General features: G+C 46.4%; 24 protein-coding genes and 3 pseudogenes. 3 read left to right on the top strand and 24 right to left on the bottom strand.

What is annotated here, in order from left to right:
- Window positions 1-26: 26 nt before the first annotated feature.
- Complete coding sequence (locus HCR03_RS14000; protein ID WP_187034800.1) at window positions 27-1322, bottom strand: RNA-binding domain-containing protein; 1296 nt, start codon at window positions 1320-1322, stop codon at window positions 27-29.
- 440 nt (window positions 1323-1762) lie between these two features.
- Here HCR03_RS14000 and HCR03_RS13995 point away from each other — a divergent pair, with 440 nt between their 5' ends.
- Complete coding sequence (locus HCR03_RS13995; protein ID WP_187034798.1) at window positions 1763-2548, top strand: tetratricopeptide repeat protein; 786 nt, start codon at window positions 1763-1765, stop codon at window positions 2546-2548.
- A 239-nt stretch (window positions 2549-2787) separates the two neighbouring features.
- Here HCR03_RS13995 and HCR03_RS13990 read toward each other — a convergent pair.
- The 23 genes and pseudogenes from HCR03_RS13990 to HCR03_RS13880 all read right to left on the bottom strand — a co-directional run bounded on the left by HCR03_RS13990 (window position 2788) and on the right by HCR03_RS13880 (window position 23096).
- Window positions 2788-3878 (bottom strand): IS3 family transposase gene (locus HCR03_RS13990; RefSeq protein ID WP_407926813.1). Its coding sequence is split into 2 segments (ribosomal slippage): window positions 2788-3620 and window positions 3620-3878, totalling 1092 coding nucleotides; the frame shifts between segments, so codons are not numbered across the junction.
- 368 nt (window positions 3879-4246) lie between these two features.
- Window positions 4247-5224: a tyrosine-type recombinase/integrase gene (locus HCR03_RS13985; RefSeq protein ID WP_187034796.1), complete on the bottom strand. Its 978-nt coding sequence runs from the start codon at window positions 5222-5224 to the stop codon at window positions 4247-4249.
- Window positions 5116-5493, bottom strand: coding sequence for a tyrosine-type recombinase/integrase (locus HCR03_RS13980; RefSeq protein WP_156990832.1), 378 nt, complete (start codon window positions 5491-5493; stop codon window positions 5116-5118). The genes HCR03_RS13985 and HCR03_RS13980 overlap by 109 nt, the downstream gene beginning before the upstream one ends.
- Complete coding sequence (locus HCR03_RS13975; RefSeq protein ID WP_156990833.1) at window positions 5490-5807, bottom strand: helix-turn-helix domain-containing protein; 318 nt, start codon at window positions 5805-5807, stop codon at window positions 5490-5492. Before HCR03_RS13975 ends, HCR03_RS13980 begins: the two co-directional genes overlap by 4 nt.
- A complete protein-coding gene (locus tag HCR03_RS13970; protein ID WP_187034794.1) occupies window positions 5804-6136 on the bottom strand; it encodes a recombinase family protein in 333 nt (110 codons plus the stop codon). Before HCR03_RS13970 ends, HCR03_RS13975 begins: the two co-directional genes overlap by 4 nt.
- Window positions 6137-6170: 34 nt before the next feature.
- Window positions 6171-6509 (bottom strand): annotated as a pseudogene (locus HCR03_RS13965) (type II toxin-antitoxin system PemK/MazF family toxin); the annotation flags it as partial.
- Between the two features lie 567 nt (window positions 6510-7076).
- Complete coding sequence (locus tag HCR03_RS13960; protein ID WP_228724971.1) at window positions 7077-7313, bottom strand: hypothetical protein; 237 nt, start codon at window positions 7311-7313, stop codon at window positions 7077-7079.
- 491 nt (window positions 7314-7804) lie between these two features.
- A pseudogene (locus HCR03_RS13955) lies at window positions 7805-8836 on the bottom strand (ABC transporter ATP-binding protein); the annotation flags it as partial.
- 39 nt (window positions 8837-8875) lie between these two features.
- Window positions 8876-9076: a hypothetical protein gene (locus tag HCR03_RS13950; protein WP_187034790.1), complete on the bottom strand. Its 201-nt coding sequence runs from the start codon at window positions 9074-9076 to the stop codon at window positions 8876-8878.
- A 62-nt stretch (window positions 9077-9138) separates the two neighbouring features.
- On the bottom strand, window positions 9139-9744 hold the full coding sequence (locus HCR03_RS13945; RefSeq protein ID WP_187034788.1) for a cytidylate kinase-like family protein: 606 nt from the start codon (window positions 9742-9744) through the stop codon (window positions 9139-9141).
- A gap of 141 nt (window positions 9745-9885) precedes the next feature.
- On the bottom strand, window positions 9886-11262 hold the full coding sequence (locus tag HCR03_RS13940; RefSeq protein ID WP_187034786.1) for an MATE family efflux transporter: 1377 nt from the start codon (window positions 11260-11262) through the stop codon (window positions 9886-9888).
- 134 nt (window positions 11263-11396) lie between these two features.
- Complete coding sequence (locus tag HCR03_RS13935; RefSeq protein WP_267459186.1) at window positions 11397-11753, bottom strand: MarR family winged helix-turn-helix transcriptional regulator; 357 nt, start codon at window positions 11751-11753, stop codon at window positions 11397-11399.
- A 159-nt stretch (window positions 11754-11912) separates the two neighbouring features.
- On the bottom strand, window positions 11913-12311 hold the full coding sequence (locus HCR03_RS13930; protein ID WP_187034782.1) for a metal-dependent transcriptional regulator: 399 nt from the start codon (window positions 12309-12311) through the stop codon (window positions 11913-11915).
- 3 nt (window positions 12312-12314) lie between these two features.
- Window positions 12315-12710 carry a hypothetical protein gene (locus HCR03_RS13925; RefSeq protein ID WP_187034780.1) on the bottom strand — a complete coding sequence of 132 codons (396 nt, stop codon included), beginning with the start codon at window positions 12708-12710 and terminating at the stop codon, window positions 12315-12317.
- Window positions 12711-12789: 79 nt separating this feature from the next.
- Entirely contained in the window at window positions 12790-13878 is a 1089-nt protein-coding gene (locus tag HCR03_RS13920; RefSeq protein WP_187034778.1) for a sensor histidine kinase, read from the bottom strand.
- Window positions 13879-13881: 3 nt separating this feature from the next.
- Window positions 13882-14556, bottom strand: a complete 675-nt coding sequence (locus HCR03_RS13915) for a response regulator transcription factor (RefSeq protein WP_187034776.1) — start codon at window positions 14554-14556, stop codon at window positions 13882-13884.
- A gap of 359 nt (window positions 14557-14915) precedes the next feature.
- Complete coding sequence (locus tag HCR03_RS13910; protein ID WP_187034774.1) at window positions 14916-15692, bottom strand: ABC transporter ATP-binding protein; 777 nt, start codon at window positions 15690-15692, stop codon at window positions 14916-14918.
- A gap of 27 nt (window positions 15693-15719) precedes the next feature.
- Complete coding sequence (locus tag HCR03_RS13905) at window positions 15720-16742, bottom strand: FecCD family ABC transporter permease (protein WP_156990843.1); 1023 nt, start codon at window positions 16740-16742, stop codon at window positions 15720-15722.
- Entirely contained in the window at window positions 16739-17893 is a 1155-nt protein-coding gene (locus HCR03_RS13900; RefSeq protein WP_156990844.1) for an ABC transporter substrate-binding protein, read from the bottom strand. Before HCR03_RS13900 ends, HCR03_RS13905 begins: the two co-directional genes overlap by 4 nt.
- A gap of 67 nt (window positions 17894-17960) precedes the next feature.
- A pseudogene (locus HCR03_RS13895) lies at window positions 17961-19666 on the bottom strand (ABC transporter ATP-binding protein).
- Window positions 19667-19669: 3 nt separating this feature from the next.
- Complete coding sequence (locus tag HCR03_RS13890; RefSeq protein WP_187034772.1) at window positions 19670-21397, bottom strand: ABC transporter ATP-binding protein; 1728 nt, start codon at window positions 21395-21397, stop codon at window positions 19670-19672.
- Between the two features lie 60 nt (window positions 21398-21457).
- Window positions 21458-21646 carry a cysteine-rich KTR domain-containing protein gene (locus HCR03_RS13885; protein ID WP_187034770.1) on the bottom strand — a complete coding sequence of 63 codons (189 nt, stop codon included), beginning with the start codon at window positions 21644-21646 and terminating at the stop codon, window positions 21458-21460.
- Window positions 21647-21659: 13 nt separating this feature from the next.
- Complete coding sequence (locus HCR03_RS13880; RefSeq protein ID WP_156991082.1) at window positions 21660-23096, bottom strand: methyltransferase; 1437 nt, start codon at window positions 23094-23096, stop codon at window positions 21660-21662.
- Window positions 23097-23412: 316 nt separating this feature from the next.
- Between HCR03_RS13880 and HCR03_RS13875 the strand changes: the two genes are divergently transcribed.
- Window positions 23413-24039 (top strand): TetR/AcrR family transcriptional regulator, encoded by a 627-nt coding sequence (locus HCR03_RS13875; protein WP_066643961.1) that lies wholly within the window; start codon window positions 23413-23415, stop codon window positions 24037-24039.
- 56 nt (window positions 24040-24095) lie between these two features.
- Window positions 24096-25844, top strand: a complete 1749-nt coding sequence (locus tag HCR03_RS13870) for an ABC transporter ATP-binding protein (protein ID WP_187034768.1) — start codon at window positions 24096-24098, stop codon at window positions 25842-25844.

Below are 25844 nucleotides of genomic sequence, written 5' to 3'. Positions count from 1 at the left end.
ATAAACAAGATCATCATTTTGTGATTTTACTGTTTATTCAATACATATCCTGTATTTTTTCCGCTACCGACTGTCTGAAGAATCCCTTTGACAACCATACTCTTGAGCAGCCGCCCGGACATCGTCTGCGAAATTCCAAGCTCCGCTTCTACATCCTTGCGTGCAATCTTTCCTTTGCTGCCTGCCAATTTAACGAGCTTCATTTCCGTGTCAGAGAGATGCGTACCCCCTTGTATTGCGTTCTGATTCGGCAGCGTGATTTTGAAAGCATTGTCCGTAACCTCGAATTTTGGCTGAACAGGGTATCCCTGATAACTTTGCATGATTTTTGGCACGCCCGTTCCATACGCCTCGATTAACGCCAGACGATAAAAAACATTTGCCAGCCTTTCATTACGCGTCACGGAAACGCCCAGCATAATATCAGAAAGAGAAATGCCCTTGACAAGACCGCCTACCGAAACAAATTCCATGTGGTCGTCGAAGATGCTGATCAGCATACTGGCACTGTAGGAATAATCCCTGTGCACCAGCGCATTCAATAAAGCTTCACGCAGTGCCTCTTCGGGATAATCCTTCCGGTCGTTGCGATATAGACCTGAAAACTCTGCATGAACCTTGTTATACTGTGAAATAAATGCATACGCATCGTTCAACTGTTTGAGCAATGAGCCGCCAAACTCCCGCCGATCTTTGAAAACCGTTTTCCCTGCACCCTCAAACACGGCGGCTTTTATGGTGTAACCGCATTGATCCGAAAGCAGCAGAGCGAGATTCGTATAAAGGCCGTCCTCGTTTGTCAGCCTTAGGGTTTTAAATTGGCTGTCCCCGAACGGAACGTTCCGAACTTCAAATTCGCGTGCCGCTGCTTCAAACGTCAGAATCTGGTTGAGTGAGCGCATCGCCTCAAAGTTGTCTCCGTCTGTTTCCTTGATCATTCTGCGTATAGCGTTCTCAGTTGCCGGCACGGATGAAGCGCCCTGCCGAACAAACACGCCTTCCGGCCGCAATCCTTTTGAGCTTAGATAATAGGGGCATTCCGTGCCCTTTTGCACAGTCACCGCGATAATCTTTTTGCCCTGCTCTTCTTCGCATGAGTAGGAAACAAACATCGTAACATCCGGCTTAACAGCGTCTCGAATCATGTTGGATAACCTCAGCATCTCACCATCTGTGTCTTCTACACCGACGATGGAGCCGTCATCGTCAACTCCGATATAAATGGTTCCGCCTTCCGTATTGGCAAAGGCAATAACCGTTTTGCGGATATCATCAACAACCTGACGCTTTAATTCAAGCGTCGCGCTCTCAGCAAACTGCATGGTATTCACTTCCTTGTTTGTTCTAACACACATTCTAACACATTCTAACCATTCTCGTCAACGAAAAGTGTTAGAATAATTCCGACCGGTTTCGACAGGCAAAAAGCAACCGCCCCAAAGGGCTGTTCAACTATCAAGCAAAGATATTCCGCATATTTAATATTTCTATAAAAGTTTCACTGATTTAATAATTCCTTGCAGAATATAGCCTTAGCCGAGTTGTAATAAGACCAAAAATAAAATTCAATTCCCATCATAAGAGGGGATACAGACACCAAATCTAATGCAGCCAAAGTATAAGTCTGCTTAAACTCTTTTGTAAATATAGGCAAGACATGATCTATAAAATTGTATTAAATCTAATTACCACCATAGAATTTATGGTATAATTGTTTTACAACAGGAACCTTTATCAATCGAAGATAAGAGAGGAACACAAAATGATTTTTCTCAAATACTCCAAGTTCTTTCTATTTATAATTCCAATAGCTATTGCTATGCCAATTGCTATTGTTTTTGCTGAAAGCAACTTGCCCTTTTGGCCTGTTGTTTTTATCATTATTGTATTAGTAGTTCTTGTATACTGTTCAACAAATTCTTTATATATGCACAAACTCAAATATGCGATTGATTTACAGGAAAATGCCTGCGACCCAGATTTGTTTCTGAAAGAAATTGATAGACTATTAGATGCATGTAATTCAAGAATTACGAGACAAACTTTACTTATTAATAAAAGTGCTGGTATTCTATCGCTGGGAGATACACAAGGCGCTTTAGAGTTGTTAAATTCAATTGATGTTGACAAATATAAAGCGTTTCCGAAGCATTACAAAATTCTCTATTATAACAATCTGGCAAGTGCGTATCTTGAAAACAATGAAAACCAAAAAGCTGAGGCTATGTTGGATAAAATGAAACTAATGATAGAAAACGCAAATATCAGTAAAGACTATAAAAAGTTATTTTATAACATATATCAAGCTAATATTTTTGAGCAAAAACTTTTAACAGACCAAACGGATGAGTGTGAAGAATTTTTTTGCAAAATGATTGCTTCGTCACGGACCAAAAGGGGTTTAATTTTAGGTAAATTTTCTCTCGCAAAGTTATACTTAAAACAAGGGCGAACGATTGAGGCCAAAAAATTATTAACTGATGTAATAAGTAATGGGAATAAACTCTGCGAAGTCGAAAAGGCAAAAGGATTATTAGGTTCTTTGTAACTTTATCAAAGTTACAATAATTAATATGAGCCGCCCCGGAGGGCGGCTGAACCGTAGGCAAGACCTTATTAAGTTATTCTTGCTAACACTTTGCTAACAGTTATCCTGAAAACGTGCTTTTGGCGGTCATTTTGTAAACATGTGTTCCGATCAGCGTTTGTGCCCGTGAACCCGCATCAGTACGCCGTTTGTGGCGGTTTTCAGCGTGACCTGCCCCCAAAAGCCGTCCAGATAGAAAGTTAGTAATCACCTGAGATTTTCATGGCGTATTCTGCCGGCGTCAAATTATCCAGAGAACTGTGTGGGCGAAGGTGGTTATATTCATTTCGCCAGTCTTCAATGATTTCTTTGGCCTCATAGAGATTTTTAAACAAGTTTTGGTTTAAACATTCATCCCGAAGCTTTCCATTAAAACTTTCGATATATCCGTTTTGGGTCGGGTGACCGGGATCAGTAAAAACATGTTCTACATGGTGGTCGTAACTCCATACGTTTAGTGCGTTCCCTGTGAATTCAGAACCATTGTCCGTTAGAATCTCTTTGGGAAGGCCGCGAAACAGGGCAATGCGGTTGAGTACGGCTGCAACTCTTTTCCCTGTGATGGAGCTGTCCACTTCCAACGCTAGGCATTCCCGTGTGGCTTCATCAATTACAGTTAAGACTCGAATGTGGTTTCCGGATCGGGTACGATCAGAAACAAAATCCATTGACCATCTGGAATTTGCTAACAGGGATGTTCTGTCCGGCATTCCACGCTTTTCGTATTTCTTCTTTTTACTCCGCTTTTTCAAGGTCAATCCGGCTTCTTTGTACAGTCGGTATGTTCTTTTATGGTTGATATAGACGTTTTCCCGTTGGAGCATAACATGCAAACGCCGGTAGCCGAAGCGTTTCCATCGACTTGCCAACTGTGTTAACCGGTCTGTTATTTCTTTATCTTCTGTTTTATCCACCGGAACATATCGTTTGCTGCTTCGGCCAAAATCCAACAGCCTGCACGCTCTGCGCTCACTTAGCTGGTACGTTTGCTGTATCTCTTCCGCAATGTGACGCTTCTCGGCAGGCTTTATCCGTTTTTTGCGAGGACGTTCTTTAGAATGTGATTATCCAGAGTAAGGTTTGCCACTAGTTCTTTTAATTGGCGGTTTTCTTCTTCCAGTTGCTTTAAATGCTTTGCTTCGCTGACATCCATCCCGCCGTATTTGCTTTTCCAACGGTAAAATGTCTGTTCAGAAATATTATATTCTCGAACAATATCCGTCGCTTTTTTACCTGCTTCATGTTCTTTTAGAATCCTGATGATCTGTTCCTCACTGAACCGTTTCTTCATGTTAATCACTCCATCTGCATTTTATCATATTGTGACTAACTTTTCTATTGGCTCAGTTTTCGGGGCTCAGGTCAAGCGCACCAAAAAGCGCACCAAAGGCACCCGTGAGCATTCGGTTTCAACGACTCGAAATCAGTTTGACGGCAACGTCACATGGGTTCGAATCCCATCCTCTCCGCCACAATCGTCCTAAAAGCCCGGACTTTCCGGGCTTTTAGGACATTTTTATGCCTGCTTTCACATTACTTCCCCCACTTTGGTAGAAATCGAGGCAAGCGGATTCGCGGCTTTTCTAAGCTTTTTTGCAAGAAAACTGCAAGATGGGAAAGCCTTCTGCGACATTGCGTGGGTTCGAACCTTCGGAGAGTTTATTCCGGTTTTTCGTCCTTGTCGTTCTCCGGATTATCCTGGTCTTCGGTCACTCCAAGCACTTCTTCAATCATGTTGGCACTGGCCAGCTTGCTGGAGCTGTCGATGTGCGAGTAGATGTTGGCGGTGGTCGCCATATCGGAATGCCGCAGCCAATCCTGAATCATCTTCATGGGAATATTGTTTGCCAGCAGAAGCGAGGCACAGCTGTGACGCAAATCGTGGAAGCGTATTTTTCGCAAGCCGTTTTCTTTGAGAATCACCTGAAAATGGTTGCTGACATACTGCGGGGTAATCAGCCTGCCCAGCGCGTCTACGCATATGTACTCCGTGTATTCCTTGCTGTAGGAACCGCGCATAACCTTTCGCATTTCCGCCTGCCTCACCTTTTCCGCCAGAAGTTCCTCCTCTACATGGAAGATCAGTGGCAGAGTGCAGTAAGAGGATTTCGTTTTCATCACGTCGTAGCCCTTGAGCACGACGCCGTTCTTGGTTTCTTCCTCCAGAATCTTGTGCCGGATGCTGACCGTCTTGGCGGTAAAATCCACCGCTGACCACTTCAGCCCCAGTACCTCGCTGCGGCGCAAACCGTAGTAGGCAGCCAGTATGATGACCAAACGGATCGAGTCCCCTTCGACGCAGTTCAGAAACTCTTTTAGCTCCTCGGCGTTGTAATAGTTTCCGATAAAAGGCACTGATTTGGGACGATCCGCTTGCTGGCATGGGTTTGAAGGAATGATGCGCCGCTTAACGGCCTGTTGGAAAGCCCTGTGCAGCATGGCGTGGTGACGCTGCGCCGTTGTACCTTTCAGCCCGTCTGCGCGAATCGTCGTGTAGTAGGCGTTGATTTCGTCGCCGGTGACCTCCTTTACCTTGACTTCATCGGTTTGAAAAAAGCTGTCATCCTGCCGTTGATCATTCTCTTGTAATTCAGGTAGGTAGAGCTTGAAATATTGGGCTTGTGCTGCTCCAGCCATTCCAGAAGATAATTTTCCACCAACATATTGGCGATCCGGTTGCGTTCCCGTTCCGCGTGGGTCATGTTTTCCTGAAGGTATAAATCCCCGACGTTGTACTGCGCCAATACCTCGGCAAGCCGGTGGTTGGCCTCCGTTTTCGTGCCGCGCTTGTCCTCCAGGTCAAGACTGACCCATCTTTGCTTGCGGACTCCATCTGTGTCATACAAATTTAATACGGCGTACCATTTCTGATTTTTCGTGGCCAAACGGCCTGTGATTCGTTTCATTTCCGTTCTCCTTTCGCGTGGCTTTCTCCGGTACTGCCGTCGGCAGTACACACAATACCACACTCAGACGGAGAAAGCCAGGTGTCAAACGGTACAAACCTGCACGGGTTATTTTCGACCAGAAACGCCACAACGGACAGTTTGGGGACCAGTACCTTGTTAGTCACCCGGATGCTCCCCAATCGGCCGCTCCGTGCCAAGCGATAGGTCTGATTGATACCGATACGCAGCAATTTTGCGGCTTCCGGAACCGTGAAGACCTCCGGCTCATCCCTGAACATGGAGAGATACACCCGCTCGGAAACGGCAATCATATCAAACCCTCCCCTGCGGAAATATGTCCTTCCAAAGGAGAAAAGACTTCAATTCCAAAGCTTTGAAATTCATGCACCCAGGCAAGCGCCTGACGGCGGTCACGATGAATATGGAACAGGCTGGTGACAAGGAGAGCATCAAAACGTTTCACGTCGGCATCCTGTTTCAGCTTCTCCAATCCCGTATTCTGATCAAGATCAACGCTTACTCCTGCAACTTGATATCCCAACTGTTCCGCAAAATCATAAAGCTGCTTTTCCTGCTTCTTTAGCGCGCCGTTTCGATCCTCCGGCGCGTCTATGCGGTAATAAAGCCATGCTCGTTTCATACTGCTCCTCCTTACTCTCAGCTTGTCTGATAAAAAGCCCCAGGCTGACGCCCAGGGCTTCGTCAACACTCCGAAGGCACTCGCCGCCGATGCGGCCCAGATACGCGCGCAGGCGGGAGCGGTCAATGGTGCGGATTTGCTCCAGCATTACGATGGAATGTTGCCGAAGTCCGATATGCTCTCCCGTCAGCGGCACGTGGGTAGGCAAAGAAATCTTTTCCATGCGGCTGGTGATGGCTGCAACGATTACGGTGGGGCTGTATCGGTTCCCGATATTGTTTTGAATAATAAGGACGGGGCGGATGCCGCCCTGCTCGCACCCGATGACCGGCATCAAATCCGCATAGAAAACATCTCCTCTGCTTATATTCATGCCAAGCACCTCCGCCACTGTATGTAACAAGGGACAGCCGGTTGGACATGGCTGTCCCTCAAATCTATAGTAAGCTTGTTCTTCATTTTATTGGTCTGATGCTTCTATTCGGCATTGCTTCCCGAAGCTAGGGCGGCAGCATAAACGGTTTGCCGGTTAAGCAAACGCCATAAAAATTTCACCTCTCCGTGGTTCTCACCGAGCCGCCCCCATTGCTTGAATCTGTGGCTGGACGGAAGTAGCGTTGGCACTGTCCGTTTCACTGCGAAACAGCCCACCACAGGCTGTTTTATGACCGGGCCTTCCCGCTCGTCGCCTTCGATGCCGTCGGTTCGACGGATGTCTGTCACCCATCCGCAGGTAGTCCTGGCGCGCCCGTCATTTCGCTGCCGCTCATCACGGCCGGACAGATCATGTATTTATGCTGCCGGATATGAAATTTTCAAGGAACAACGAGGGAATAGAAAAACCCCCTCACTTACTTACCCGTTGAGCGAGGGGGCTGCACGGAAAAATTTCTACTTTTCCATCAGCTTTTTTAATTTGCTAAGAATTATTATCTTTCTGTCATGGATGGTCATAAAATGAATGCCTGTTTTCTTCCAGAAGCCGTTCATAGGAGTCCTCCCGGCTGGGGAGATATGTAACAGCGCCGCTGACAGAGTTGATCCGGCATCGCTCGACTTTGATGTCATACTGCAGATATTCCATCTGCCGATCGCTTTTCTCCAAGACCTCAATAATTTCTTCGCTCAAACCGGGATACTTCTCTCGGTAATTTGTCTTTTTCTGATACTTTGCCATAGGGCTTGTCCTCCATTTCGTGATTGTTAAAATCCGGAAATGAAGAACAAACGGTGGGGCCCGGCAGTGGGGAGTGATAGCATATAATAAAAAAGGAGCACATCGGTGAGCATTGATGCCCATGAGTGCGCTCCTATAAATTATTTCGCAAAATACCTGCTCTACTGGTTCGTGTCTATGCTCATACCTCTCCCATGAGAAGCACAGGCTTTTTTTGACAGTCTACCAGTTAAAAAAGCGATGAGCAGTAGATTGTAGTCCGCTTCATCACGCTCGGCCGCTGCTTGGCAGCGGTCGCCTGAAACTCAACGTATATTGAACGCGCATAAGAAAACCCTCCAAACTTGTGAGCTTGGAGGGAAAGAAGGAAATTGTTTATTCAGGCATAAAAACTGACCCGCCAAACTCACGTTTTTTTGTTGGCGGGTAGCGCCATGCTTTGTTCATATTTCTATAAAAGACATACGTCTACCGGCTGAAAATTGCTGTTTTTACACATTGCCATATATACGCCTATTCATTATGCTTAGTCCTTTTTCAGTGTCGATTGTTTTTTCTTTAAATGACTGAGCATCGAAAAGTTTATTATAATAGCCACCCTCGTTTAATAATTCTTCATGGCTGCCGCGTTCCACGATTTCTCCCTTTCTAAACACCAGTATCTGATCTGCCGAACGAATGGTGCTTAGATGATGGGCAATTACAAGAACTGTTCTGTTCTTGGTAAGCTCAGAGATAGCTTCTTGGATTAAAGCTTCATTAACAGGATCTACATTGCTTGTCACTTCATCCAGTACTACTATGGAAGCATCCTTTAAAAAAGCTCTTGCGATGGAAATTCTCTGCTTTTGTCCTCCTGAAAGAGTAGCGCCGTTTTCTCCAATAACGGTTTTATATCCCTGCGGCAGGCTCATAATAAAATCATGAATCCGTGCCTTTTTTGCGGCTTCAATAATTTCTTTGTTAGTTGCTCTGGCCTTTCCAATCCGTATATTACCTTCAATGGTATCTGCAAAAAGCTGCACGTTTTGCATAACAATGCTGATGGAGCCAAGCAAATCATCATAGCTCATATTTCGGACATCTACTCCGCCGATTTGAATACTTCCATCCTGTACATCCCAAAAGCGGAGAAGTAGATTGGTAACCGTAGTTTTACCGGAGCCCGACTCTCCGACAAGCGCAGTTAATGTATTTGCAGAAATTTTGAAACTGATGTTTTTCATTTCAAATTCATCTTCTTCATAGAAGAAATTAACATTGCGAAATTCGATGTCCGAGCCTTTTGGCTGCAGGGGCTGTTTTGGTTCTTCCACTATTTGGGCATCAAGTACTTTACGTATCCTGCGGTAACTATCTGTGACTTTTAGATAATTCATCCAATGTGATTCCATAGCGGTGAAAGGTTTATAAAATTCTTTGCTGATCATAATATAAATCAAATAATTCATTAGATTCAAACTGCCGTTTAGTACAAAAATTACGCCGACAAATGCCATTACCCAATAGGATAAATCAATAATAGATGCATTGATAATAAAAGCATCCTTCTGGAGCCTTCATCAAGATCGGAAAAAACACTTTTCAGGTACTGCCATGACTTCTCTTACAGTTTTATATGCTCCGGCGTATTGGCCTTCTTTGTCAAAACGCTCAAGCCAGTCGAGAGCTTTTGGAATTTTATGTTCGTAGTTCGAATCCATGTAGGAGAGAACCTTGTTCAATCCATAGGTTTTCAGTCTTTCTTTAAAATTTGTCATCATGACCTCCTAATTTTCTTTCAGTCATATACTTATTTCTTTGCCGGTTTACGACATTTCACTTGCTATTTCAAATTGCTTTGTCCGGTAAAAAGATCAGCGATAATATCCACGCATTTATCAATGCCGATGACGCCGCTGTTCAGCGAGATATGGTAATTTTGTGACATGCCCCATTCCTTTTCGGTGAAATGCTTGTAATTAATTCGCCGTTTGGCGTCTTTATCCTTTAAGCGCTCCTCCGGCGTCTTTTCCGTTGTGCCGTAAAGCCTTACAATACGTTCCGATCGAAATGAGGTGTCGGCATGGATGAACGCGTTCAGGCAATCGGTGCGATCCCTCAGAATATAATCCGCGTTTCTTCCGACGATGACGCAGGGTTCCTTATCCGCCAGTTGCAGAATCACTTTGCGCTGCACATCCCAGAGAATATCCGCCGCACACAGCCCACCCAACATACCTTCCTGTAAATTATAGGCAAAAATACTCTTGCTTGGAGCATAATCGCTCTCGTCTGAAACAAATTGCTGATCCAGGCCGGTATCAATCGCCATCTGCTTGACCAGCTCCTTGTCGTAATATGCAATACCGAGGCGTGTTGCCAGCGCCTTTGCAATGGTTCTGCCCCCGCTGCCAAACTCTCTGCTGATTGTAATAATTTTCTTTTTCATTTTTCTCATGCTCCTTTATTTTTATGATGGCCTTGATTGGCTTTTCCATCGTTTCTTTTGGCTTACAGTAGCTTCGACCGTGAATCACAATAATGAAAACACGGATAAGTTTAATAATCGCCTACCGGATAGAGAAAACGGTTATTCTCCCTCTTCCGGCACGCTGGCCGCGCTCAGCCGACGCAAGTCCCGGTAGAACTGAACCATAAAGACTGCGGCCAGAAGAATTGTAAATGCATCGGCAACAGGTTGTACCCACGCAATACCGTTCAGACCGAATATCCTTGGCAAAAGCAACATTGCCGGAATGAAGAACAGGCCCTGACGGCTGATGCTGAGAAGACCGCCCTGCATTCCTTTTCCCATTGCAAGGAACACCGCCATCGCGACCTGCTCGAAGCCGAAGAGGGCAAAAATCACTCCATTGGCACGCAGAGACAATGCGCCGATTCGAATCAGCTCTGTGTCGCTCTTCGTAAAGATGGACATGAGCTGACTGGGGAAGATCAGCATAATCGCCGCGACGACGACGCAGAAGATGGTTGACCATTTCAGCGTCGTATTGACAAGTTTTCTGACGCGGTCATAGTTCTTTGCGCCGTAATTGTAGCCCACAATCGGCTGGAAGCCCTTCAAAAAACCGAACACCACATACGTTCCCAGTGTCATCAGACGAATCGCGTCGCCGAACGCCGCCACGGCGGAATCCCCGTATGTACTCGCCGCGGAGCTTGTCATGCCCATGGAAACGCTGGACAAAAGCTGATAGACAAGAATGGGAATGCCCACCTTGAAAATCTCCTGGAAGAGATACCATTTGCGGGTATACAGCCGCAGAGAGAAACGCAGCGTTCCTTTTTTGCCCAGAATATACCGCAGGAACATCACCGACACAACCGCCTGGGAGATCACAGTCGCAACGGCTGCTCCTTGGATTCCCATATGGAGGCCGAACATACACACCGGGTCCAGTATCACATTCAGACCGCCTCCGAGCATCATGGAGATCATCGCCAGCTTGGCGCGGCCCTCTGCGGTCACAATGTTGTTCATGGTAACATTGAAAATGTCAAAAAACGCGAGGCCAATATACACAACGGCATAATCGGTTGCGAAAGGAAGAATCGTGTCCGTCGCCCCAAGGCCTCTGAGAAGCGGTTCCAGGAAACACAGACAGCCCATACTTGCTAAAATACCGACAAACAGGCTGGTGAACATTCCTGTAGACGCAGCCCGGTTTGCCCCGTCCATATCTTCTTTTCCGAGAAGTCTCGCAATGAAAGACCCCGCGCCGGTGCCGAAGGTCATACCCAATCCGATGATAATCTGTATCATCGGGAACACAACCGCGATTGCCGCCTGCTGCGAAGTTCCGAGCCATCCGGCAAAATAGGCGTCCACGATGCTGTACAGCGCTGAGACAAGCATTCCAATCATGGTGGGGAGCCCCATTTTCAGCAATGCGGTGGATACTTTTCCGCTCCGCATCATTTCAAGCTTTTGATCTTTTTCGTTCATAATATATGTTCCTTTCAAAAATTAGTTTAGCTGCTATACACATTCTCAATAAATACCGTTGCCTTTTATGAATCCAGGTTTCAGTGTAGCAGCTATACACTTTTGCCTGAAATCATCCGGCCGAAGCCGGACGATTATTTTTGCCAACGGTCTGGACGCACTTCTTTTTCATAGACGTCAAGTTTTCCATCAAGCGAATTAAGGAAGTCTTTCAAAAACGCCTTATTTTCCTCAGTAGCGTCTTCAAGCGCGGCTTTGAAAAGCCCGTCAAGTTCCTGATGCAGCTCTTCGTGGTATTGATAGGCCGTTTCACCCTTTGGGGTCAATCTCAATGAAAGTCTTGACAGATTGCGGGGGTCGGTATCCTTGACGATCATCCCCTTGCGTTCCAGCTTGCCGATAATTTGGGAAACCGCGCCTTTCGTCACGCCCAAAATATCGGCCAAACCCGTCACATGGATTCCCTCGTTCTCTTTGATGGATTTGATCATATGGATCTCCGCCTCGTATAAGGGTTGGTCCGTGCCGTAATACCGGGTCTTCCTGTCAATCTCAGAAAACTTGGTGACTACCCTTAAAAAAGTGTAGCTTATCTTTGTCCTGTTTTTTGATTTTATATTTGTCATGATCCCAGCATATAGCAGCTAAACTCATTTGTCAATACCGGCTTTTTTTAATTGAGTGTCTCGAATTAATTCCATTTCAAGTCGGTTTAAAGACTCGCTGCTGATTACATGCTCGATCCGACAGGCATCTTGGGCTGCTGTTTGTTCATCCACATCCAGCACCGAGGTGAGCAAGCGTTTTAACAGAGTATATTTCTTTTTAAGATCTGCGGCGGCCTTTTCACCTGACGCAGTCAGACGGATTTCTTTCTTTGAATTCATCTCTACCAGCTTTTTTTGTGTGAGCTTTTTCATGGCTACGCAAACGCTTGCTTTTGAATAGCCGAGCATTCTGGCTATGTCAACGGATCGCACTTCTCCCTGGCGGTTTTGTAACTCATAGATCGCTTTGAGGTAGTTTTCACAGGATTCATTTGATTTCATTTTTCATATGTTACAGGCCGCAGCCGCTAAAAAAGACATTTTTGTTTCTATACGGGAATCCGTAGGACCGTCTGCGGCAAACGCATCATTTGAAAGCGACATATAATAGTTCGTTCCGTCACAGATCACGATAATTTCGGCGGCGAGAGGCTTATAACCGAACACCCTGTGTATTGCAATCGCCTTGTTTTCACCGGTGTGAAAGATATCCTGAATCTCTTCACCGCCCAGTTGGCCTTTTCCGAGTCTGAAAATATGCCGGCAGCCGGATATCTCCCGATCCGTTTTTATCAGGCTGAACAAATAATCAATCAGAACCTTCGGCATCCTATCGTTTCCCTGTCGTGATCCCGAAAGGTTTGATTTTTCATGGCCAGTCGCCGTTATTCCTGTTTTCATTTGATTGCCTCCTTTGCTGTTACTGTCTACATCTTAATACCCCTTCTTAAACTCCATTTAGCGTGAATTTAAACGCAGTTTAAACAGACTCCGTATTTTGGGGAATCGCAATCCAGAAGGTTGTCCCTTCCCCGGGCCTGCTTTCAACACCGATCCGGCCGTGATGCATCTGGACGATCTTTTTTACAATGGACAAGCCAAGGCCGCTTCCTCCCGCACTTCTGCTGCGCGCTTTGTCCGCCATATAAAAGCGCTCAAAGACATGCGCCATGGTTTCTTCCGTCATCCCGATCCCGGTATCGGATATCGTTACCTCCGTCTGCATCTCTTGCTTTGCGGCAGAGATTATAATTTTTCCTCCGGCAGGAGTGAATTTAATACTGTTATTGAGAAGATTGATCCACACTTGGCTGAGCAAATCCTCATCCGCAAAAACATCGGCGGCCTCCTCGCTGAGCGATACCTCAATATTCTTTGCAGACCACTGCGGTTCCAGCAGCAGGATCACGTCTTTTAGCTGCCTGCTGAGAGAATAATTTTTCGGATTGCTTTCGGCGCATTCGGATTCCAGTGTCGAAAGCCGCAGCAGGTTTTCACCGAGCTTCGACAGACGCAGGCTCTCAGACTCGATAATCCCGATATAATGGAGCTGCTCATCCCTGCTCAGGCTGTCATCCTTGAGCAAAGAAACAAAGCCTCTGATTGAGGTCAGCGGCGACTGGATTTCATGGGAAACATTCGACACGAAATCCTGACGCATCGTCTCCATTCCGCCCAGTTCAGATGCCATATGATTGATTTTGTCGATGAGATCCGACATATGGTATCCGGCATCAGAGTACTTTTCCTTATCGATCCGGGCTTCGAAATCCCCTATGGTGATTTTGTCCAAAGCGGTCTCTATTTCGTTGATGAAGGTATGGTAGGAGTTTTTATGCACTTTCCCATAACACGTATGATGGGCGATCCAATGGCGTATCGTCTGATGCAGAAATAAAAGCAACACAAAAAGAAGCAATCCGGCAGCCGAATAAGCGGCCTGCCTGGCGGCTGCCTGAACAGAGATTCCCCCGCCGAATAAAGGCGCCGTTAGATACGCGCCAATCAGCAGACAAGTAAAAAGCGCCGCCGCAAGGATAAGATACAGGAGTATATGCTTCAACCCCATGTTTCATCTTGCCACCTCAAGCCTGTAGCCAACACCCCTGATGGTCGTGATTTTGAAACCGTACAAATCCGGCGGGAATTTGTCCCTCAGCCGTCCGATGTGCACATCCAGCGTACGCTCGTTTCCATCAAAATCGTATCCCCAGATATCCTCAATCAGCCGGTCCCGTGAAAACGTTTTTCCGGGGGTGCCGGCCAGCATAAACAGCAGGTCGAATTCCTTGAGCGGCAGCGTGATTTCTTCTGTTTCCGTTCTTACCATGTATTGGTTCTGATCAATCGTTATTTTTCCGAGTTCAATGATCTTTGAGGCGGCTATATGGCAGCGTTTCAGCAGGGCTTTCACACGCGCGGTAAGCTCTGCCGGTTCGAACGGTTTTGTCAGATAATCGTCCGCGCCGAGCTCAAAGCCTTTTACCTTCTGACTTGTTTCTCCCTTGGCGGTCAGCATGAGAATCGGAAGGTCCCAAAACTTTCTGGCCTCTCTACAAAATTCCCAGCCGTCCATTTTCGGCATCATGATATCCAGCACAGCTAAATCGATCTTGTTCTTTTCAATCTTTTCCAGTGCGTCTTTTCCATCTGTGGCCTCTGTCACTTCAAAGCCCTCTTTTTTCAGAATCAGCCGGATCAATTCGCGGATGTTGGAATCATCGTCAACAACGAGGATCTTATTCATTGGTACTCCCCCCTTCACGGACATTCATTATATTAAAACATAAATTTAAACAGGATTTAAATTACATGCTTCATGCGCTTTTATCAATAGTGTTTATTTTGGCAGCTTAATCTTCCCATACAGTATGTTTCATAAAGGCAGGAAAAGCAAGCTGCAAAGTAATACTACTTGTTCGAAGAAGAAGGCGGGCGAAATGCAGCAGATAAATGTCCGCTTCATCACACCCGGCCGCTGATAAACAGAAGCCGCCTGTTCCTATCATGCCGGACTCGCATAGAGAAGCCCTCCAAGCCCGGAAGTTCGGAAGGGGAAAAGTTTTTTGTTGGGCGGGCAACCTCAAAATTATTAAGGCATAGGAATTATACTTCATCTAAAAATGTGAATGCAGTAATGTTTTCGTCTTTATACTGAAACTGATAGGCATGAGAATAGACACCAAAATATTTTTGGATATTATCGTCTGTCATGATCTGAAGGGTTCGGCCCTCTATATAGTCCTGCTCTCCCAATAAAAAACACTTATCGGCAATTCTCAACGCATGATTTGGGTAATGCGTATTGATGATGCAGGCAATGTTATTATCTGATACGACATTCTTGATCAATTTGATCAGCCTGATTTGATTGCGAAAATCCAGATGCGCTTCCGGTTCATCTAAGACAAGGAGCTTGGGGGAATTGATTAAGGCCCTTGCAATAAAAACAAGCTGCAACTGTCCACCGCTTAACTCATTGCAGGAATGATTCCGCAAGTCATAAATGCCCACTTTGTCAAGAATTTGGTCTGCAAGAGCATAGTCGCTATCTCCGGGAACCGCCAGATAAGATTGATGTCCGACCTTGCCGAACACAACCATATCTCTTACCGAGTAGGAAAAGGAAACTTTGTGGGCCTGCGGTACGTACCCTACGCTTTTCATGGGTTTGCCGACCTGACTTCTCACCCCATCCACCGTGGAATATCCTCGATTCCATTTTAAAATTCCGACAATACACTTGATCAAAGTGGTCTTGCCAATGCCGTTTCTGCCCATGACCGCCATAATTTGTCCGCAATCCAAATGAAAAGCAATATTTTGCAAAACAGGCTGCCCTTGCGTATATTCAAAACAGCCGTTATAAACTTCTAAAATCATATTCGTTCCTCACTTCGTCTTTACTAATTATCCAACCTTTTTCCGCTTGTGATAAATAGCCGCGAAGAAAGGCGCGCCAATCAAGGCGGTGAGAATCCCGATGGGAATTTCAGCCGATGTCAGATTCCGCGCAACGGTATCGACAAGAATCATGAAAATCGCTCCTACAAGGCAAGAGGTCGGAAGCAGATAACCGTGATTTACCCCTACGATTTTTCTGCAAATGTGCGGAATCACAAGGCCCACCCAGCCTATTACACCGGAGACCGTTACGCATCCGGCGGTTGTCAGAGTCGTGAACAGGATCACCATCCAGCGGGTATGGTTTGGATTTATGCCGAGTGTGCTGCAGTCTTCGTCCCCAAGGGAAAGAAGATTGATTTTCCAGCGCAGCAAAAGCAGCCCGATTATTCCGAAGGCAATGGGGACAAAGGAAATCCCAATATCGTGATAGCTTGCGTTCGCAAAGCTCCCCATCTGCCAGAATGTGATGGCAGGGAGTGTTTCAGAGGAATCCGCGACATATTTGATGAAAGAAATCAACGCCGTAAAAATGGAGGAAACTATGATTCCTCCCAATATAACGGACAACGTCTCTGAACGGCTGCTCACACCCGCAAAAAAGAACACCAATAAGACGCTTACCAATCCGAATACAAGTGACAGTACGGGCGTCAGCAAACCAGTACCGTTCCCGATCAAAATGCCCAGTGCCGCTCCAAACCCTGCCCCCGAGCAAACTCCCAGCAAATCGGGACTAACTAACGGGTTTTGAAACGTTCCCTGCAAGGCGGATCCGGATATGGACAACCCGGCCCCCACCATGCCCGCCAACAAAATTCGCGGAATGCGGACTTGAAAGATGACGTGTGCGGAGGTTTTCATGGAATCGCCGAGCGTACCTCTTACTTTTTCCGTTATGATCCGGCAAAAGTCGGTAAGACCGATCGTATATTGTCCCACCAGCACAGCGCATACAGCGGTGATCGTCAAAAGAAGAATCAGAATGAGCGTTACCTTATGGCAGCGTTTGTTTTTTTCTCTGTTCATCGCGTTGTGGCTTTCCTCAAATCCAAAATTGAGCGGATGTCAGAATCGATTAGATCAATCTTGTAATTACGCTGATAATAGCTCGAGAGCAGGCTATCCATGCTGTTTTCATCCAGCAAATCGGGATAGGCTTTGGATACCAGCCACAAAGGCATCAACGGGGAATCCGCGCAAGGCGTTATCCAGGAGTATGTGGTTCTTGGAACGTCGTAGACCGCTTTGCTTTTCCAGGCGTCCAACAGCGACCAGTCCTGACCCTCGATAGAATTCTCCAAAATAGCCTGCGCCGGAGAGTCATGAAACACAAGAATCATATCGGGATTCCACTTATAAATCTGCTCCATGGAAACCTCGGAGGTACCGTTAAGATTGGCGGCAACATTTGTGATTTCCGCTTTGTCAAAAAAGCTCTGTGCATAGGAATCGAACGAATCGCTGCCGCTTACAACAACTTTTCCGGCCGTATTTGAGAAAACGCAAAGCGCGGTTTTGGTTTCTTTTTTGCTTTTCAAAATATCAGATAACTTTTTATTGGCCGTAGTCCATTCATCCTGCAAACTGCTTGTAGAACCCTGCCCTAAAATTTCGCAGATCTGCTTATCCCATGCAATGGAAACTTCTTCGGGATCATTCAACTGTTTTGAAAAGAAATCAACAGATGGAATGTCTATATTTTTAAGTCCTCTTTTTTGTACGTTTCCATAGTAGAAGATAATATCGGGGTGAAGCTCCATCAGGGATTCCTTATTGACTGCGAAGCTGGAATCGATAAAAGACGTATTAACGTTCTTCCAGTCAGGAAACACTTTTTTCACGATTTCCGTGTTGGATGTTGTAAACGAGCGGGAATTGATTCCAACAATCATGCCGGTATCCGGGAGATTCTTAATAACAAACGACATAACCGGAGGACTTATTATGACGATATGCTTAATTTCCGAGGCGGCCGGTATTTTGACCGTGTTGCCGTCCAAGTCAGTGATGATTCTGGACTGGGCTGATACCGATGCGGTGTTGCTTGATTCATTAGAGACTGAAGCGGATGGTTTCGCCGCGGAGAACGTGTCCGCCTCTTTCGCTGGTTGACCGCAGGCCGCCAGAAGCGGGCACAGAATACCGGTTAGAACAAAGGCTGTAACATTATGTTTCATCTTGTGGTATCTCCTTTACAAGTAATTCCAGATATATAAATCTTAAATTCATTGAACTTTGCTCCTTTCATTTAATGGATTGAGCTTTAAAAAGGCTATTGTAATATCCGTTCTTTTTTAATAATTCCTCGTGCCTGCCACGCTCCACAATTTCTCCATTCCGAAAAACCAGTATCTGGTCCGCCGAGCGGATGGTATTCAGGTGATGAGCAATCACCAAAACGGTTCTGTTCTTGATCAGGTCCGTGATTGCCTCCTGAATCAGCACTTCATTGCCCGGATCAATGCTGCTTGTAAATTCATCCAGAACTAAGATAGGGGCATCCTTTAAAAATGCCCTTGCAATGGAAATCCGTTGCCGCTGCCCTCCGGATAAAGTTGCGCCGTTTTCTCCGATTACCGTTTTGTACCCTTGCGGTAAAGTCATAATAAAATCATGAATTCTTGCCTTTTGAGCCGCTCTGATGATTTCCTCATCGGTGGCATTCGCGTTTCCCAGCCGGATATTGCCTTCAATGGTATCCGCGAAAAGCTGAACGTTTTGCATAACGATGCTGACGGAACCGAGCAAATCATCATAGCTCATGCTCCGAATATCAGTACCGCCGATCTGAATACTGCCGTTTTCAACATCCCAAAAGCGAAGCAGGAGATTTGTCACGGTTGTTTTTCCGGAACCCGATTCTCCGACCAAAGCCGTTAAGGTATTGGCGGGAGCTTGAAACTGACGTTTCGCATCGCAAATTCATCTTCTTCATATGAAAATCCGACATTTCGATACTCGATATCTGAACCGGATGGCTGCAGGGGCTTATCAGGTTCTTCTATAATTGGAGCGTCGAGTATTTTCCTGATTCGGCAATAACTGTCCGTAACGGATAAATAATTCATCCAATAGGTCTCCATTGCGTTAAACGGCTTATATACTTCCTTGCTGACGATAATGTAGAGAAAATATGTCATAAGCGCCAGCTTTCCGCTGAACACGAAAATGGCTCCGGTAATCGCCATGACGCCGTATGATAAATCAACAAAGAAGCCATAGCGGGAAAGCTGCCTTGCCTTGTATCGGGAAAGCTCCTTACTGCTTTCACCGAAATGAACGGTTGCTTTTTCCAGCTTCTCATCAATTTTTCTGCTTGTTGAAAAAGCTTTCAACAATGGGATTCCCTTTACATATTCCACAAACAGACTGACCATGTCGGCAAGACGATTTCCGTTTTCCGCTTCCAGTTTGGCTCCGCGTTTGTTGCCAAGAATTAGAATCAGCAGGGCAACGGGCAGGATTGAAATCATCAGCAAACCCATGTTTCCATTCACAATCAGCAAGGCGGTTATCATAACAGCGGATACAATAAAATCGCTGAGCATCCGCGGACAAAGGTGCCCTACGACCATTACCATATTATCAACATCCCTGTGGATGACTGTGCTGATTTCTCCAAGCCTTTCGTTTGTGTAAAAACCAAGTGAAAAAGATTTTAAACGGTGAATAATTTTTTCTCTGAGTTCATAATTCAAGTCAAATCCCGCATAGTGTTTGCGTAAATCGCCAAAGGTACTGGATATTCCCCTAAGCAGTAAGAGAAGGGCAAGTGCCAGCCAATCAGCATAAAGGGAAATCTCCTGTTCGGTCATTATAAGATCCAGCATCTTTAATACCAAAAGCATCATGACAATCCCGGAAAGGGCATAAATTGAAAACCATAGAACGCTGGAAGCTAAAGCTCTTTTCCCTTTTGCGGTCAGAAGCGTTAAGATACCCCGAATCATTTTTCATCCCTCCTTGATACTCCAAAGCTCTGTCTGGTTTTGATCCTGTACGGCCCGTTGATATAATTTACATCGTTCTGTCAGCTCTTGATGCGTTCCGCGATCTACGACATGTCCGGAATCCATGACAATAATCTGATCCGCGTTACGGATGGTGTTGAGATGATGGGTGATCGAGATCACCGTTTTCCCTTTGCTGAAATTCTCTAATGCCTCCTGAATAGACGCTTCGTTTTCGGCATCGACCGCTGCGGTTGCTTCGTCGAGGATGAGAATGGGGGCGTCTTTTAAGATCATTCTGGCGATCGCAATCCGCTGTTTCTCCCCGCCGGAAAATTTAACGCCCGATTCTCCGGCCTTTGTGTCATAGCCTTGCGGCAAGGAGGAAATAAACGAATGGATATTTGCCTTTTTTGACGCGGCAACAATTTCACCCCTTGTTGCGTCCGGTTTCCCAAGCCGGATATTTTCTTCCACGCTCATATTAAAAAGAAATGTATCCTGCTGAACAATGGCAATGAATGCGTTCCATTGCTTTTCCGACATACTTTTAATATCAACGCCATTGATCTGAATCCTGCCTGTTTGTGGAATCCAAAAGCCCATAATCAAACTGACAAGTGTACTTTTGCCACAGCCGGATGCGCCGACAATCGCGTTGCGGCTTCCCTTTTTGAAGGTCAGATTTATATTTTCAAGAGACCGGCCTTTTCCAGGATAGGAAAAATCGACGCCTTGAATCCGGATATCACCATTCCGCACAGGGACGGCCGCTTCTTTTTTTTCAGAAGCGGACACGTCCAGAACCGAACCAACCTCATGCATCGCCTGATGAAAAACGATATTATAGTGCTGCAGGGTGGCGGTTTTTGCGATGGAAGCAGTGAACGCCCCGCCCAGAATCATGGAAAGGACGAAGACCGGCACCGAAATTTGCCCTTTTAAGAGAAAGCCGCTCCCCAGAATCATCACCAGAACCACGCCGCCCTCCATAAAAATGTCAATGAAACCCATGGACAGCGAAACACCGGCTGCGGCTTTTCTTGCGGCCCTTACATAATCCTTGGCAAGCTGTATTGTATTTTGGGTCTTGGTCTCTTCTTTGCCAAACGCCTTTATTACCGCAATGTTCTGAATATATTCCATCATGTTTTCCTGCATGGCCTTTGTGCTGTCCACAAACATTCTTTGGTTTTTATCCCAGACAGCAGCGGATCCTTTTTTTATCAGCAGCATCAGCGGCAGGCTTGAAACCATCAGCAGTGCGAGACGCCAATCGAGAAACAGCATGGCTGCAAAAATAATGGCGGGAAACAGGGTCGCCGACATAATCTCCGGCAATCCATGCGCAAGATAAAACTCTACCTGCTCCACATCGTGCTCTACAATATTTGTCAGATCGCCGGTTTTTCGCTCCTGAAAAAAGCCAAGCGGTAATTTCTTCAGATGCCGGATCAAGCGCAGCCTCAAATCTGTAAGCGTGCCGTATGCGGCCTTATGCGCTTCCCAAGTTGCATAATAAGAGCAAATTGCTTTTATCAGGAACGATGACAGCATAAAACAGCTATCTGTGATCACGATACCGACGGTTAGTCGCCCGGCAATAAAAGAAGCTGCCATGTGTATCGTTAAAAAGCGTGGAATCAAATCAAATAGCGCACCAACTGCAATCAACACGTTGGAAACACGATTTTTCTTTTTAATGTCTTTTACTAATATGCTCTGATTCAAGTTAGCCCCTCCTGCTGCATGTAAAATAAAGACACAGAGCCGATCGCACCTTTTACAGTGTTATCGGCTCTGCGTCTTAGCGTCTGGCTCTGTTACGATTATCATATTTTGATCTTTTACGTCTATCAAAGTTATTTGTTTGCATTTTGGACAAAACAAAGGAAAATGAATGAGTATCGTATCATCTCTGATTTGGATGCGGGTTTTGTTCCCGCACACAGGGCAGCGTATCCAGTCTGTTCTTCTCATACTACGGCCTCTTTCAGGCGTGGTTATGAATTAGCTGAATTGCCTGATCCAGAAAGCCTTTTATCGCGGTCAATTGATCTCCGGGCATATTTGAGAGGTAATCGAACAGCGCTTTGTCATTTTCCTCGTGGTATCTCTGATGAAATCGGTAAGCGGTCCATCCTTTTTCCGTCAAATACAGCCGGTAACGTTTTTTGTCTTTTTGATCATCTTCCTTTGCAATCAGTTCCCGCTCACTGAGCTTTTGCAGTGTTTTATGGACAACAGGCCGGGTAATTCCAAATTTCCGCGCAAGCTCCGCGCTGTAAATGCCGGGGAAATCGCCGATCATTTTTATCATGTGAATCTCGCCCCGGTAAAAAGTCAAATTTTCACTGCCAAAGTCAAGAACATTCGTTCTGCTGTTGGCGATTTGCTCCGTCAGTTCAATAAAAGAACGAACAACATCTCCTGAACACAGCGAGAGATCGGTAATCCCTTTCCGGTAAAGCTGCCCCTCAAAAAGCGTGTTCTCCAGAACGTCTGCGGCTTTCAGCCCGGCCTTTTTGACGGCTCTTTCCATTTCTATGTCACTGGGAGGAAGCGGAACTCCGTTAAGAAAGCCGGACAGCCAGCTCAGCATATTGGGCGGAGCGTCATATTTGTGATCCGCATATTGCCCGATCACAAGCAGATAGCCGCCATCGCGCAAGGCCGAGGACAGCTTCTGCATAAAGCATGCGATATCACCCTCTACAAAATTCAGGATACCGGAAGCGATAATCAGATCGTAGCTTCCTCCTAAATCATCCGTATTAAAATTTCCGGAGAGAACATCGACGTGTTTTTCCTCATGGTGCTGCCGGACTATCTGATTTGTTACGGAAGCCACTCCAGGTGTTTCGAAGACGGTTGCTTTGCTGCCGGGAAAATGTTTAACAAATTCAATCGCTAAAATTCCCGTCCCTCCCCCTAAATCCAAGATACGGAGAGGGCGTTTCGGGTTCGGAAACAGTTTCTGCATTTCTTCCAGAAAAGACTGTACTCGCCCGGTATACATTTCCGGAATGGATGCTTTTGCTAAATCTTCAAAGTCATAATTGTTTGAACGTGACTTCGGGCTGGTTTTCAGTTTTGATTCCAACTCATTTAAGGAAGTCATTTTTTCCCGGAACAGCAATGCCTCTCCGAGGAAAACTTCACTGTTTCGGGATAGAAAATCCTTTGTTTCCGGAGTGTTCGCGTAAAAATCGCCGATCTTGCTGACAAATCCGCAGGAAACTAGCGTTAGCAGCAACAGTTCGATCTGCTTTTTATCACAATTTAGAGATTCGGCAATCGCTTCAGCGGTCGCCGGCGTGTCCAGATGGGAAAATACATTTAAATGAATCGCCGCGAAAAGCAGCTGCGCCTCCTGATAATTATGAATCACCTGATAATAGCGGCTTGGGTTGTTTGCCATTTGATACATAAGACGAGTCACTTCCTTTATCCTAATAACAGGTGCTAATTATCATTCAATCGGTTAGCTTCCTCTAACCGATTGTTAGTATAGCATACCTTAATATTGATTGTCAAGCTAATAAACTGAGATTAGGGGAGCCGGCAAGAAAAACGACATATAGACCTACTCAGATCTAACACGATATTTCATAGCATTTATCGTCCTTCAAGCTTATCTCTTGGAGGACGATTTCTCTATTCTGAAATATAACTTGACAAATGATCAGCAAAGCGTTAATATAACACCGTTATTGAATAACGCCGTTATATTATGGAGGCTGGATATGAAGCTTGTCAATGAAAAGCTTGCCGCAAACCTGCTGAAAGCAGGCAGCAAGGAATTTCTCTCTATGGGTTTTCAGGGGGCGTCCCTGCGCAGTATCGCAGCGTCGCTGGGTGTTACGACCGGAGCCATTTACCGCTACTATTCGGACAAAGAAGCTTTGTTTGACGCACTGGTCGAGGAGTCCGCCAAAACTTTAGTGGAGCAGTATCGCAAGCTCCAGAAGTCCTTCGCTGCCATGCCGCTGGAACGCCAATTATGTGAGTTACCCGAGGTGCCGGATGAGAAACAGCTGTGGATGCTTCGGCATATTTACGATCATTTTGATGCGTTTAAGCTTATTATCTGCTGCTCTGCCGGAACAAAATACGAGCACTACATTGATACCTTAATTGAGATTGAAGCAAATTCAAGCCGGGCTTTGATTGACCGGATGACAGCGGAAGGGCTAAAGATTCGCTGCATTGACGACGCACTGATTCATATCGTTTCAAGCGCACTCTTTTTTGGAATGTTTGAAACTGTAAAACACGACATGCCATTTGAAAAGGCTGTTATTTACACAAATAGCCTTCGAGAATTCTATTCTGCCGGCTGGTTTAAGATTTTAGGGCTCTCAAACGCCTGAGACCCTTTATCTTTTGCTGTGTAGTTAGATTAATCTAACCAAAGGAGATGTATTACATGAAAGAAAAAACCGGCTCACACCCCGCCGCAAAACTCTGGGGTTGGGCAAGGCCTTACCACGGAAGCTTCCTTGGCTCCGTCCTATTGGCAGTACTCGGCGTAGCATGCGGGATGATTCCCTACTTTTCCGTGGCGGCCATCCTCCGCCTGCTGCTGTCTGGCAGCGTGAGTATGCCTGCATATCTTATGTGGTGCGGCATAGCCTTGGCGGGCTATCTGGGGAAGGTGCTCTTTGGCAGCTTCTCCACCCTGATTTCGCATACGGCTACCTATCATACCTTGCGGGATCTGCGCAAAGCGCTGACTTCCAAGCTTGCGAGAGTACCGATGGGCACAGTGCTGAACACTCCGTCCGGGCAGTATAAGACCACGATTGTGGATCGAGTCGAGGGCATGGAACCGACGCTTGCCCATCTGATTCCGGAAATGACCTCCAATGCTCTGGTGCCGATTGCGATTTTGGTTTACCTGCTCATTCTTGACTGGCGTATGGCCCTTATCTCCCTCATAACGCTCTTTATCGGGTTTATATTTGTCGCCCGGAGCGGTAAAACCTACGCGAAGCGCTGGGCCGGAGCGGTGGAGGCAGGGCGTCGAATGAACAACGCGATTGTGGAGTATATCGGCGGAATTCAGGTAGTCAAGGCATTCAGCCAATCCGCGGGCTCCTATCAAAAGTACGCTGACGCGGTCAGAGCAAACGGTCAGTACTATGTGGATTGGATGGGCGATAATCTGAAATACATGTGTCTGTGGACGTCCGTCATCCCGGCTGTCCTTGTAGCCGTGCTTCCGGCAGGTTTTGCCTTCTGGGCAGGCGGCAGCCTTTCCGCACCGGATTTTCTCACAATTATTGTGCTTTCCCTGGGGCTTACCGGGCCTATTATGGCAGCCATGACCTTTGTGGACGACCTGGCGGTCATTGGTACGAATGTAGGGGAAATCAGCGGCATTCTGGAAACAGCTGAACTGGAACGGCCTCAGGAGCCTGTCAGGCTGGATCATCTGGATATTGCCCTTAAGAACGTATCATTTACCTATGGGAAAGACAGCGGTGAGGTTCTTCGCGGTATTGACCTGAATATCCGTCCCGGTACGGTAACGGCCCTGGTCGGGCCTTCCGGTTCCGGCAAATCTACCATCGCCAAGCTGATCGCAGGTTTTTGGGATGTAACGGACGGGCAGATCACGGTTGATGGGTGCGACGTGCGCAGGATTCCCCTGACGCAGTGGACGGCTCAAATCGCCTATGTCTCTCAGGACAACTATCTCTTTGACCGCTCAATACGAGAAAATATCCGCATGGGGCGGAAAAACGCCACGGACGCCGAGGTGGAAGATGCGGCAAAAGCGTCCGGCTGCGAGGAGTTTATCCGCCGGCTTGAAAACGGCTATGATACCGCGGCGGGGAACGGCGGCGGCAGCCTGTCCGGCGGGGAGCGGCAGCGTGTGGCGATTGCCCGTGCCATGCTCAAGAATGCTCCAATCGTAATATTGGATGAGGCAACTGCTTCCATTGACCCCGAGAATGAGGCCGCCATTCAAAAGGCACTATCCGCGCTGACAAAGGGAAAAACGCTGATTGTCATAGCCCATCACCTTTCCACCATTACGGATGCGGACAACATCGTAGTGGTGAAAAACGGGAAAATTGCAGCACAGGGAAAGCAGGACGAACTGCTTTCCACCTGCCCTGTGTACGCCGATATGTGGGCAGCTTATCAGGGCACCCGCGATCAGGCTTGA

Origin of the sequence: Caproicibacter fermentans, assembly GCF_014303955.1 — a bacterium.
Classification (GTDB): domain Bacteria; phylum Bacillota; class Clostridia; order Oscillospirales; family Acutalibacteraceae; genus Caproicibacter; species Caproicibacter fermentans.
This window is presented reverse-complemented; position numbering and strand designations above follow the sequence as displayed.

Excerpts from the sequence above, each read along its gene's own strand:
- HCR03_RS13980 (WP_156990832.1), bottom strand. The coding sequence starts at position 5,493 with ATGAAACGAATCACAGGCCGTTTGGCCACGAAAAATCAGAAATGGTAC.
- HCR03_RS13945 (WP_187034788.1), bottom strand. The coding sequence starts at position 9,744 with ATGAAAAAGAAAATTATTACAATCAGCAGAGAGTTTGGCAGCGGGGGC.
- HCR03_RS13935 (WP_267459186.1), bottom strand. The coding sequence starts at position 11,753 with ATGATCAAATCCATCAAAGAGAACGAGGGAATCCATGTGACGGGTTTG.
- HCR03_RS13930 (WP_187034782.1), bottom strand. The coding sequence starts at position 12,311 with ATGAAATCAAATGAATCCTGTGAAAACTACCTCAAAGCGATCTATGAG.
- HCR03_RS13975 (WP_156990833.1), bottom strand. The coding sequence starts at position 5,807 with ATGATTGCCGTTTCCGAGCGGGTGTATCTCTCCATGTTCAGGGATGAG.
- HCR03_RS13875 (WP_066643961.1), top strand. The coding sequence starts at position 23,413 with ATGAAGCTTGTCAATGAAAAGCTTGCCGCAAACCTGCTGAAAGCAGGC.
- HCR03_RS13905 (WP_156990843.1), bottom strand. The coding sequence starts at position 16,742 with ATGAACAGAGAAAAAAACAAACGCTGCCATAAGGTAACGCTCATTCTG.
- HCR03_RS13915 (WP_187034776.1), bottom strand. The coding sequence starts at position 14,556 with ATGAATAAGATCCTCGTTGTTGACGATGATTCCAACATCCGCGAATTG.
- HCR03_RS13910 (WP_187034774.1), bottom strand. The coding sequence starts at position 15,692 with ATGATTTTAGAAGTTTATAACGGCTGTTTTGAATATACGCAAGGGCAG.
- HCR03_RS13880 (WP_156991082.1), bottom strand. The coding sequence starts at position 23,096 with ATGTATCAAATGGCAAACAACCCAAGCCGCTATTATCAGGTGATTCAT.
- HCR03_RS13925 (WP_187034780.1), bottom strand. The coding sequence starts at position 12,710 with ATGAAAACAGGAATAACGGCGACTGGCCATGAAAAATCAAACCTTTCG.
- HCR03_RS14000 (WP_187034800.1), bottom strand. The coding sequence starts at position 1,322 with ATGCAGTTTGCTGAGAGCGCGACGCTTGAATTAAAGCGTCAGGTTGTT.
- HCR03_RS13900 (WP_156990844.1), bottom strand. The coding sequence starts at position 17,893 with ATGAAACATAATGTTACAGCCTTTGTTCTAACCGGTATTCTGTGCCCG.
- HCR03_RS13940 (WP_187034786.1), bottom strand. The coding sequence starts at position 11,262 with ATGAACGAAAAAGATCAAAAGCTTGAAATGATGCGGAGCGGAAAAGTA.
- HCR03_RS13920 (WP_187034778.1), bottom strand. The coding sequence starts at position 13,878 with ATGGGGTTGAAGCATATACTCCTGTATCTTATCCTTGCGGCGGCGCTT.
- HCR03_RS13960 (WP_228724971.1), bottom strand. The coding sequence starts at position 7,313 with ATGGCAAAGTATCAGAAAAAGACAAATTACCGAGAGAAGTATCCCGGT.
- HCR03_RS13870 (WP_187034768.1), top strand. The coding sequence starts at position 24,096 with ATGAAAGAAAAAACCGGCTCACACCCCGCCGCAAAACTCTGGGGTTGG.
- HCR03_RS13970 (WP_187034794.1), bottom strand. The coding sequence starts at position 6,136 with ATGAAACGAGCATGGCTTTATTACCGCATAGACGCGCCGGAGGATCGA.
- HCR03_RS13995 (WP_187034798.1), top strand. The coding sequence starts at position 1,763 with ATGATTTTTCTCAAATACTCCAAGTTCTTTCTATTTATAATTCCAATA.
- HCR03_RS13950 (WP_187034790.1), bottom strand. The coding sequence starts at position 9,076 with ATGATGACAAATTTTAAAGAAAGACTGAAAACCTATGGATTGAACAAG.
- HCR03_RS13985 (WP_187034796.1), bottom strand. The coding sequence starts at position 5,224 with ATGGCTGGAGCAGCACAAGCCCAATATTTCAAGCTCTACCTACCTGAA.
- HCR03_RS13885 (WP_187034770.1), bottom strand. The coding sequence starts at position 21,646 with ATGAGAAGAACAGACTGGATACGCTGCCCTGTGTGCGGGAACAAAACC.